Origin of the sequence: Kitasatospora sp. NPDC057518 (assembly GCF_042802075.1) — a bacterium.
Lineage (GTDB): Bacteria > Actinomycetota > Actinomycetes > Streptomycetales > Streptomycetaceae > Kitasatospora.
On sequence record NZ_JBHVEU010000313.1, the window covers coordinates 1 to 10518 of the forward strand.

Consider the following 10518-nt stretch of genomic DNA (forward strand, 5'->3'; position numbering starts at 1 on the left):
GGACCCCAACGACCTCCGACCGAAGGTCAGTTGTGGGCGTGCAGGTCGGCGTTCAGGCCGCCCCAGGAGCCGGAGCGGGCGATGACCTCGACCGCGCCGCTCTGCGAGTTGCGACGGAACAGCAGGTTGTCCTGGCCGGACAGCTCGACGGCCTTGGCCACCGTGCCGTCCGGGGTGGTGACCCGGGTGCCGGCGGTCACGTACAGGCCGGCCTCGACCACGCAGTCGCTGCCGAGCGAGATGCCGATGCCCGCGTTGGCGCCGAGCAGGCAGCGCTCGCCGACCGAGACGACCTGCTTGCCGCCGCCGGACAGGGTGCCCATGATCGAGGCGCCGCCGCCGATGTCGCTGTGGTCGCCGACGACGACGCCCGCGCTGATCCGGCCCTCGACCATGGAGGTGCCCAGCGTGCCGGCGTTGAAGTTGACGAAGCCCTCGTGCATCACGGTGGTGCCGACGGCCAGGTGGGCGCCGAGCCGGACGCGGTCGGCGTGGGCGATGCGCACACCGGTCGGGGCGACGTAGTCGGTCATCCGCGGGAACTTGTCGATCCCGTAGACGGCCAGCTGGCCGCCCTGGGCGCGCACGGCGAGCCGGGCCTGCTCGACCTTGTCCACCGGGACGGGGCCGATGCTGGTCCAGGCGACGTTGGCCAGCAGGCCGAAGACGCCGTCCAGGTTCTGGCCGTGCGGCTTGACCAGGCGGTGGCTGAGCAGGTGCAGGCGCAGGTACACGTCGTGGGTGTCGAGCGGCTTCTCGTCCAGCGAGGCGATGGTGGTGCGCACGGCGACCACCTCGACGCCGCGGCGGGCGTCGACGCGCAGCGCCTCGGCCGCGCCGGCGCCGAGCTCGGCCTCGGCCTGCTCGGCGGTCAGACGGACGGTGCCGGCCGGGCCGGGCTCGGCGGCCAGCACGGGGGCGGGGAACCAGGTGTCGAGGACGGTGCCGTCGGCGGCGATGGTGGCCAGACCGGTGGCCACGGCGCCGTTCGCCGGGGAGGTGGATTCGAGCGAGGTGGATTCAGCAGTCACACCGTGCACGTTAACCAATGCGGGGCCCCGGTGCCGAACACGCCCACCGGGCGGACGCGCCCGGCGAACGCGCCGGTCGGCGGCCCGCGGGGCGGGAAAACCCGGTGCCCGGCGTTCGGGCGCTGGGCAATACTTCAGCGGGTGTTCATGTCGATCTCCACCACCGGCAGCGCCGAGGACCCGGCCACGGACCTCGGGTTCCTGCTGCACAAGCACCCCGACAAGGTCCAGCGGTTCACCACGTCGCACGGTGAGGCCCACGTCTTCTACCCCGAGGCGGGGGACGAGGTCTGCACGGCGGCGCTGCTGCTGGACGTCGACCCGATCGCGCTGGTCCGCAAGGGCCGGGGCGACGGCAGGGGGCGCGGCGGCTCGCCCGACTTCGCGCTCGCCCAGTACGTCAACGACCGCCCGTACGCCGCCTCCTCGCTGCTCGCGGTGGCGCTGCGGACGGTGTTCCGGTCCGCGATGAAGGGCGACTGCCCGGCCCGGCCCGAACTGCCCGGGCGGGCCCGCCCGCTGCGGATCGAGCTGCCCGCCGTGCCCGCGAACGGTGCGGGCGGGGGCGGCGGCCCGGCCCTGGTGGTCCGGCTGTTCGAGCCGCTGGGCTGGCAGGTCGAGGCGACGGCGGTCCCGCTGGACGAGTCGTTCCCCGAGTGGGGCGAGTCCCGCTACGTCCGGATCGCGCTCTCCTCCGGGACGGTCCGGCTCGCCGACGCGCTCCAGCAGCTGTACGTGCTGCTGCCGGTGCTGGACGGCGCCAAGCACTACTGGGTCGCCCCGGACGAGGTGGACAAGCTGCTCGCGGCCGGTCAGGGCTGGCTGGCGGCCCACCCCGAGCGCGCCCTGATCACCCGCCGCTACCTGGCCCGGCGCTGGTCGCTGACCCGCGCCGCGATGGAGCGCCTGGAGCTGGCCCGGCTGGCGGAGGCCGACGACCGCGAGGTCGAGGAGATCGACAACGCGGTCGACGACCGGTCCGAGGAGGAGGTGCGGGACGATCCGGAGCCCCGGCAGCCCTCGCTCGCCGAGCAGCGCCGCACCGCGATCCTCGCCGCGCTGCGCGAGACCGGTGCCGCCCGCGTCGCCGATCTCGGCTGCGGCCAGGGCGAGTTGATCGGCGAACTGCTCAAGGACGCCCGGTTCACCGGAATCCTCGGCGTGGACGTCTCCGCCCGGGCGCTGCGGTCGGCGGGCCGCAGGCTGGGCCTGGAGCGGATGCCGGAGCGTCAGGCGGCCCGGGTGACGCTGGCGCAGGGAGCGCTCACCTACACCGACGCCCGGCTCAAGGGCTTCGACGCGGCGGTGCTGTGCGAGGTGATCGAGCACCTGGACCTGCCGCGGCTGCCCGCGCTGGAGTACGCGGTGTTCGGCGCCGCCCGGCCGAGGGCGGTCGTGGTCACCACGCCGAACGCGGAGTACAACGTCCGCTGGGAGAGCCTGCCGGCGGGCGCCGTCCGGCACGCCGACCACCGCTTCGAGTGGTCCCGGGCCGAGTTCCGGGCCTGGGCCGGGAAGGTCGCGGCCGCGTACGGCTACACCGTGGAGCTGCGCCCGGTCGGCCCGGAGGACGAGGAGGTCGGCGCCCCGACCCAGCTGGCCCTGTTCACCACGACGCCGACGCCCGTGACCACCACGACCCCGGGATCCACCACGACCCCGGCACCCACCGCGACCACCGTGCCCATCACGACCGCGACGCCCGAAGGAGGCGAGCCCCGATGACCGATGACCCGACCGACACCCCCGGCGAGAGCCGGGACCAGGACCGCGCGGAGAGCACCGCCCCCCGCCGCCTCCCCGTCACCGACGTCTCCCTCGTCGTCCTGGTCGGCACCAGCGGCGCGGGCAAGTCCACCTTCGCCCGCCGCCACTTCCTGCCCACCCAGGTGGTCTCCTCCGACTTCTGCCGCGGCCTGGTCGCCGACGACGAGAACGACCAGTCCGCCTCCGCCGAGGCCTTCGACGTCCTGTACTACATCGTCGGCAAGCGCCTGGCGGCCGGCCGGCTGACCGTCGTGGACGCCACCAACGTCCAGCCCGAGGCCCGCCGCCGGCTGGTCGAGATCGCCCGCGAGCACGACGTGCTGCCGATCGCGATCGTCCTGGACGTCCCGCCGGGGGTGTGCGCCGAGCGCAACCGCTCCCGCCCGGACCGGCAGCTGCCGGCCCATGTGGTCCCCCGCCAGCACCGGGAGCTGCGCCGCTCCCTCCGGGGGCTGGAGCGCGAGGGCTTCCGCAAGGTGCACGTCCTGCGCGGCGAGGCCGAGGTGGCGGCCGCCGGGATCGAGCTGGAGAAGCGCTACAACGACCTGCGCCACCTCACCGGCCCGTTCGACATCGTCGGCGACATCCACGGCTGCCGCTCCGAGCTGGAGACCCTGCTGACCCGGCTCGGCTACACCCTGACCCGGGACGCCGGGGGCCGCCCGGTGGACGCCGCGCACCCGGCGGGCCGCACCGCCGTCTTCGTCGGCGACCTGGTCGACCGCGGCCCCGACACCCCGGGCGTGCTGCGCCTGGTGATGGGCATGGTGGCGGCCGGCCACGCGCTCTGCGTGCCGGGCAACCACGAGAACAAGCTCGGCCGGGCGATGGACGGCAAGAAGGTCAACGTCGCCTACGGCCTCCAGGAGTCGCTGGACCAGCTGGCGGGGGAGACCGAGGAGTTCCGGGCCGAGGTCCGCGCGTTCATGCGCGGCCTGGTCAGCCACTACCTGCTGGACGGCGGCGCCCTGGTGGTCTGCCACGCAGGCCTGCCGGAGCGGTACCACGGCCGCAACTCCGGCCGGGTCCGCTCGCACGCGCTGTACGGGGAGACCACCGGCGAGACCGACGAGTACGGCCTGCCGGTGCGCTACCCGTGGGCGGAGGAGTACCGGGGCCGGGCGCTGGTGGTCTACGGCCACACCCCGGTGCCGGCCGCGAGCTTCGTCAACAACACCGTCTGCCTGGACACCGGCTGCGTCTTCGGCGGCAGCCTGACCGCGCTGCGCTACCCGGAGCGCGAGCTGGTGGGCGTCGAGGCCGAGCGCGAGTGGTACGCCCCGGTGCGCCCGCTGATCACCGACGCGCCGGGCGCCCGCGAGGGCCGTCCGCTGGACCTCGGCGACGTGGCCGGGCGCCGGACCGTCGAGACCGGGCTGCACGGGCGGGTGGCCGTCCGGGAGGAGAACGCGGCCGCCGCGCTGGAGGTGATGAGCCGCTTCGCGCTGGACCCGCGGCTGCTCGCCTACCTGCCGCCGACCATGGCACCGAGCGCCACGTCCCGCCGGGACGGCTACCTGGAGCACCCGGAGGAGGCCTTCCTCGGCTACCGGGCGGACGGCGTGCGGCACCTGGTCTGCGAGGAGAAGCACATGGGCTCCCGCGCGGTGCTGCTGGTGGCCCGGGACGGGGCCGCGCTGGAGCGCCGCTTCGGCGTGGCCGGCCCCGGCGCGATCTGGACCCGGACCGGCCGCGCCTTCCTCGCCGACGAGGAGCTGACCGGCGCCGTGCTCGACCGGGTCCGGGCGGCCGCCGAGCGCGCCGGGCTGTTCGAGGAGCTGGCCACCGACTGGCTGCTGCTGGACGCCGAGCTGATGCCCTGGTCGCTGAAGGCGGTGGAGCTGCTGCGCCGCCAGTACGCGGCGGTCGGCGCGGCGGCGGGCGCCGCCCTGCCGGAGGTGCTGTCCGCGCTGGAGCGGGCGGCCGGGCGCGGCCTGGACCTGGCCCGGCTGACCGACCGCCAGCGGCGGCGCGCGGCCGACGCGCGGGCGTTCACCGAGGCGTACCGGCGCTACTGCTGGCCGACCGAGGGCCTGTCGGGCATCCGGCTCGCGCCGTTCCAGCTGCTCGCGGCCGAGGGGGCGAACCTCGCGGTGCGCCCGCACGACGAACACCTGGCCTGGATCGACCGCCTGGCCGCCGCCGACGAGACCGACGAGGCCGACGGGACCGACACCGCCGGCCCGGCCGAGGGGACCGGCCCGGAGGAGCCGGAGCGCCGCGAGGGGCCCCTGCTCCAGCGCACCCGTCGGATCCTGGTGGACACCGAGGACGAGGCCTCGATGGCCGCCGCCACCGCCTGGTGGGAGGAGCTGACCGAGGCGGGCGGCGAGGGCATGGTGGTCAAGCCGCTGGTCTCGCCGGTGCGCACGGCGCGCGGCAAGGGCCGACCGGGCGGCCTGGTGCAGCCCGGGGTGAAGGTGCGCGGCCGGGAGTACCTGCGGATCGTCTACGGCCCGGACTACACCGAGCACCTCGACCGGCTGCGCCTGCGCGCGCTGGGCCACAAGTGCTCGCTGGCGCTGCGCGAGTACGCGCTGGGCCTGGAGGCGCTGGACCGGCTGGCGGCGGGGGAACCGCTGTGGCGGGTGCACGAGCCGGTCTTCGCGGTGCTCGCGCTGGAGTCGGAGCCGGTCGACCCGCGGCTGTGACGGCGGCGGAGGCGGAGGAGGGGAGCCCACGGAGCCCACGAGGAGGGGAGCCCACGGAACCGACGGAGCCCCCGTGGGCTCCCTCCTCCGCCCAGCCTCCGTATATAAATTCCGAGTATCGTATAGACTTGCCGCTTTCCGCAGTCCGTCAGTCCGTCACCCCAGGAGCCCGGCATGGCCTTCAACCTCCGGAACAGGCACTTCCTCAAGGAGCTCGACTTCACGCCCCAGGAGTTCCGCTTCCTGGTGGACCTCGCCGCCACGCTCAAGGCGGCGAAGTACGCGGGCACCGAGCAGCCCCGGCTGCGCGGCAAGAACATCGCGCTGATCTTCGAGAAGACCTCCACCCGCACCCGCTGCGCCTTCGAGGTCGCCGCCCACGACCAGGGCGCCACCACCACCTACCTGGACCCGGCGGGCTCGCAGATCGGCCACAAGGAGTCCGTCAAGGACACCGCCCGGGTGCTCGGCCGGATGTTCGACGGCATCGAGTACCGCGGCCACGGCCAGGAGATCGTCGAGGAGCTGGCCGAGTTCGCCGGCGTCCCGGTCTGGAACGGCCTGACCGACGAGTGGCACCCCACCCAGATGCTGGCCGACGTGCTCACCATCACCGAGCACACCGCCAAGCCGCTGCCGGAGGTCGCGCTCGCCTACCTCGGCGACGCCCGCTCCAACATGGGCAACTCGCTGCTGATCACCGGCGCCCTGCTCGGCATGGACATCCGGATCGTCGCCCCGCGCGCGCTCTGGCCGACCGAGGAGGTGCAGGAGTCGGCGAAGGCCCTGGCCGGGACGACCGGCGCCCGGATCACCCTGACCGAGGACGTGGCCGAGGGCGTGGCCGGCGCCGACTTCCTCTACACCGACGTCTGGGTCTCGATGGGCGAGCCCAAGGAGGTCTGGGCCGAGCGGATCGAGCTGCTCAAGCCGTACCAGGTCTCCATGGACACCGTCCGGGCCACCGGCAACCCGGACGTGAAGTTCCTGCACTGCCTGCCGGCCTTCCACGACCTCGGCACGGCGGTCGGGCGGCAGATGCACGAGGCGACCGGCATGACCGAGCTGGAGTGCACCGACGAGCTGTTCGAGTCGGCCCACTCCATCGTGTTCGACCAGGCCGAGAACCGGCTGCACACCATCAAGGCGGTGCTGGTCGCCACCCTCGGCTCCTGAAGCACCGGCTCCTGGGTGCCCGCTCCTGGGGCCCGCCCCGGCGGCCGCGCGGCTCAGCCGTCCAGCCTCACGCAGGCCACCCGGTCGCCCGCCGCGTGCGGGCCGGCCGGGGTGCCCGCGTGCAGCACCAGCGAGCGCGCCTCGCCCGGTCGCGGCTGCCAGCCCACCACGGTGGTGGCGCTGCCCCGGCCCCGCCCGTCGGTGCGCAGCGCCAGCCGCAGCTCGTTGCGCTCGTTGGCGTACGCCGGGTCGGTGGACGGCTGCACCGGGTCGACCTCGTCCTGGTAGTGCGGCCCCGAGGAGGCCGGGTCGGCCCCGCAGCGGCCGGTGTGCAGGTGTGCGGGGAACTCGTGGTCGGGGGCGAGTCCGGAGGCCTTCAGGGTGAGCACCGTCCGCCCGGGTACCGAGCGGTCGGTGACGACCCGGACGTGGGCGCCGTACGGCACCAGGTCGCTCGCGTAGCTGATCGCCGCCGGGGGGACGAAGGCGGTGGCCGGGTCGAAGTCGGCCTCGACGACCGAGACCGGTGAGGCGGCGGGGGCGAGCAGGGCCAGCGGCAGCAGGGCGGCGGCGAGCGGAGCGGTCATCGGTCGGGCCTTCCGGGGGCGGGCGACGGGGGTCCCCCTGCTAACGGCGCCCCGGCCCGGAGGACACCGCCCCGGGCTCCCGGGACCCCGGCACGTCAGGCGGACGGCCCGCGCCGGACCCCGCACCGGACCCCGCGCCGGACCCCGCACCAGACCCCGCACCAGACCCCGCACCGGACCCCGCACCGGACCCCGTGCGGGCGAGCCGCCACACCCGCCCGGGCCCGGGCGTGGGGGTGAACGGGGGCCAGGGGCGAACCGGGCGCGAACAGAGGGGAAAGAGTGCGGACGGCCCCGCCGGCCGACGCCGCCCCCTCGCCGACCGGCGGTTCCGGTGGTGAGCTAGTGGTGGTGCCGCTGGCGGCGGCCGCCGTCGTGGCCGGTGCGGTCCGGCTGAAGAGGCCGGAGCGCGAGCGGTGCGGCCCGGACGATCGGTGTGCCGAGGCATGCACTATGGTTTATCTCGACATCGAGATAACTGCCGCCTAGGATATATCTCGACATCAAGATACTTGCCGAGAGGCGCTCGCCGGCGATGCGGGCAAGGCAAGCCTAAGTAAGGCTGACCTTACCACCGCGTGACGGCCGGATACCGCACGAAGCACCCAGAAGGAGTCAGTCGTGTCCGCGAACAGCTTCGACGCCCGCAGCTCGCTGCAGGTGGGCGACGAGTCGTACGAGATCTTCAAGCTCTCCGCCGTCGAGGGTTCCGCTCGGCTGCCGTACAGCCTCAAGGTGCTGCTGGAGAACCTGCTCCGCACGGAGGACGGCGCGAACATCACCGCCGACCACATCCGCGCCCTCGGCAACTGGGACGAGAACGCCCAGCCGAGCCAGGAGATCCAGTTCACCCCGGCCCGCGTGATCATGCAGGACTTCACCGGTGTGCCGTGCGTGGTCGACCTCGCCACCATGCGTGAGGCCGTCAAGGAGCTGGGCGGCGACCCGGCCAAGATCAACCCGCTGGCCCCGGCCGAGCTGGTCATCGACCACTCGGTCATCGCCGACAAGTTCGGCACCAAGGACGCGTTCACCCAGAACGTCGAGATCGAGTACGGCCGCAACAAGGAGCGCTACCAGTTCCTGCGCTGGGGCCAGACCGCCTTCGACGAGTTCAAGGTCGTCCCGCCGGGCACCGGCATCGTCCACCAGGTGAACATCGAGCACCTGGCCCGCACCGTCATGGTCCGCGGCGGCCAGGCCTACCCGGACACCTGCGTCGGCACCGACTCGCACACCACCATGGTCAACGGCCTGGGCGTGCTGGGCTGGGGCGTCGGCGGCATCGAGGCCGAGGCCGCGATGCTCGGCCAGCCGGTCTCCATGCTGATCCCGCGCGTCGTCGGCTTCAAGCTGACCGGCGAGCTGCCGGCCGGCACCACCGCCACCGACCTGGTGCTCACCATCACCGAGATGCTGCGCAAGCACGGTGTGGTCGGCAAGTTCGTCGAGTTCTACGGCGACGGCATCGGCTCCATCCCGCTGGCCAACCGCGCCACCATCGGCAACATGTCGCCGGAGTTCGGCTCGACCTGCGCGATCTTCCCGATCGACGCCGAGACCATCAACTACCTGAAGCTCACCGGCCGCGACGAGCAGCAGCTCGCCCTGGTCGAGGCGTACGCCAAGGAGCAGGGTCTCTGGCACAACCCGTCGCACGAGCCGGTCTACTCCGAGTACCTCGAGCTGGACGTCTCCACCGTCGTCCCGTCGATCTCCGGCCCGAAGCGCCCGCAGGACCGCGTGATCCTGGCCGAGGCCGCCGAGCGGTTCGCCGAGGCGCTGCCGACCTACTCCGCCGAGGCCTCGAAGCCGACCGCCGTCACCGCCCCCGACGGCTCGTCCTACGAGATCGACAACGGCGCGGTCGTGATCGCCTCGATCACCTCCTGCACCAACACCTCCAACCCCTCCGTCATGCTGGGCGCCGCCCTGCTGGCGAAGAAGGCCGTGGAGAAGGGCCTGCACGTCAAGCCCTGGGTCAAGACCACCCTGGCGCCGGGCTCCAAGGTCGTCATGGACTACTACGAGAAGGCCGGCCTGCTCCCGTACATGGAGAAGCTGGGCTTCAACCTGGTCGGCTACGGCTGCGTCACCTGCATCGGCAACTCGGGCCCGCTGCCCGAGGAGGTCTCGGCCGCCGTCAACGAGGCCGACCTCGCGGTCGTCTCGGTGCTCTCCGGCAACCGCAACTTCGAGGGCCGGATCAACCCGGACGTCAAGATGAACTACCTGGCCTCCCCGCCGCTGGTGGTCGCCTACGCCCTCGCCGGCAACATGAACATCGACATCACCCGGGACGCCCTGGGCCAGGACGCCGACGGCAACGACGTGTTCCTCGCCGACATCTGGCCGTCGGAGCAGGAGGTCGCCGACACCGTCGCCGGCTCCATCGACGAGGCCATGTTCGACAAGGGCTACCAGGACGTCTTCGCCGGCGACCACCGCTGGCAGTCGCTCCCGGTCCCGACCGGCAACACCTTCGAGTGGGACGCCGAGTCCACCTACGTCCGCAAGCCCCCGTACTTCGAGGGCATGGCCAAGACCCCGAGCCCGGTGACCGACATCGCCGGCGCCCGCGTCCTGGCCAAGCTGGGCGACTCGGTCACCACCGACCACATCTCCCCGGCCGGCAACATCAAGCCGGGCACCCCGGCGGCGCAGTACCTGACCGCCAACGGTGTCGAGAAGCGCGACTTCAACTCCTACGGTTCCCGTCGTGGCAACCACGAGGTGATGATCCGCGGCACCTTCGCCAACATCCGCCTGCGCAACCAGATCGCGCCGGGCACCGAGGGCGGCTACACCCGCGACTTCACCCAGGCCGACGCGCCGGTGTCGTTCATCTACGACGCCTCGCAGAACTACCAGGCCGCCGGCGTCCCGCTGGTCGTCCTGGCCGGCAAGGAGTACGGCTCCGGTTCGTCCCGCGACTGGGCCGCCAAGGGCACCGCGCTGCTGGGCGTCAAGGCCGTCATCGCCGAGTCGTACGAGCGCATCCACCGCTCGAACCTGATCGGCATGGGCGTCCTGCCGCTGCAGTTCCCGGAGGGCGAGAACGCCGAGTCCCTCGGCCTGACCGGCGAGGAGACCTTCTCCTTCACCGGTGTGACCGAGCTCAACGAGGGCCGCACCCCGAAGACCGTCAAGGTCAAGGCCGGTGACAAGGAGTTCGACGCGGTCGTCCGCATCGACACCCCCGGTGAGGCGGACTACTACCGCAACGGCGGCATCCTGCAGTACGTGCTGCGCTCGCTGATCGGCTGAGCATGAGCCTCTGAGGAGGCCGGACCGCATCCCGCGGTC

At 73.1% G+C, this 10518-nt stretch carries 6 protein-coding genes; 4 read left to right on the top strand and 2 right to left on the bottom strand.

The genetic code is table 11. The annotated features are described in order from the left end of the window. Positions 1-26: 26 nt before the first annotated feature. Entirely contained in the window at positions 27-1031 is a 1005-nt protein-coding gene (gene dapD, locus ACFU7Z_RS27360; protein WP_049648981.1) for a 2,3,4,5-tetrahydropyridine-2,6-dicarboxylate N-succinyltransferase, read from the bottom strand. A gap of 141 nt (positions 1032-1172) precedes the next feature. On the opposite strand from dapD, the gene ACFU7Z_RS27365 reads away from it, so the two are divergent. The 3 genes from ACFU7Z_RS27365 (at position 1173) to argF (ending at position 6625) form a co-directional block, all read left to right on the top strand. Continuing rightward, positions 1173-2756: a 3' terminal RNA ribose 2'-O-methyltransferase Hen1 gene (locus ACFU7Z_RS27365; protein ID WP_380780288.1), complete on the top strand. Its 1584-nt coding sequence runs from the start codon at positions 1173-1175 to the stop codon at positions 2754-2756. After that, positions 2753-5449: a polynucleotide kinase-phosphatase gene (locus tag ACFU7Z_RS27370; protein WP_380780290.1), complete on the top strand. Its 2697-nt coding sequence runs from the start codon at positions 2753-2755 to the stop codon at positions 5447-5449. The genes ACFU7Z_RS27365 and ACFU7Z_RS27370 overlap by 4 nt, the downstream gene beginning before the upstream one ends. Positions 5450-5623: 174 nt before the next feature. Beyond that, on the top strand, positions 5624-6625 hold the full coding sequence (argF, locus tag ACFU7Z_RS27375; protein ID WP_380780292.1) for an ornithine carbamoyltransferase: 1002 nt from the start codon (positions 5624-5626) through the stop codon (positions 6623-6625). 53 nt (positions 6626-6678) lie between these two features. Here argF and ACFU7Z_RS27380 read toward each other — a convergent pair whose 3' ends face one another. Then, positions 6679-7212 (bottom strand): superoxide dismutase family protein, encoded by a 534-nt coding sequence (locus tag ACFU7Z_RS27380; protein ID WP_375877230.1) that lies wholly within the window; start codon positions 7210-7212, stop codon positions 6679-6681. Positions 7213-7833: 621 nt separating this feature from the next. Between ACFU7Z_RS27380 and acnA the strand changes: the two genes are divergently transcribed. Then, a complete protein-coding gene (gene acnA, locus ACFU7Z_RS27385; RefSeq protein WP_049648977.1) occupies positions 7834-10479 on the top strand; it encodes an aconitate hydratase AcnA in 2646 nt (881 codons plus the stop codon). The last annotated feature ends 39 nt before the right edge of the window (positions 10480-10518 follow it).

Excerpts from the sequence above, each read along its gene's own strand:
- ACFU7Z_RS27370 (WP_380780290.1), top strand. The coding sequence starts at position 2,753 with ATGACCGATGACCCGACCGACACCCCCGGCGAGAGCCGGGACCAGGAC.
- ACFU7Z_RS27380 (WP_375877230.1), bottom strand. The coding sequence starts at position 7,212 with ATGACCGCTCCGCTCGCCGCCGCCCTGCTGCCGCTGGCCCTGCTCGCC.
- argF (WP_380780292.1), top strand. The coding sequence starts at position 5,624 with ATGGCCTTCAACCTCCGGAACAGGCACTTCCTCAAGGAGCTCGACTTC.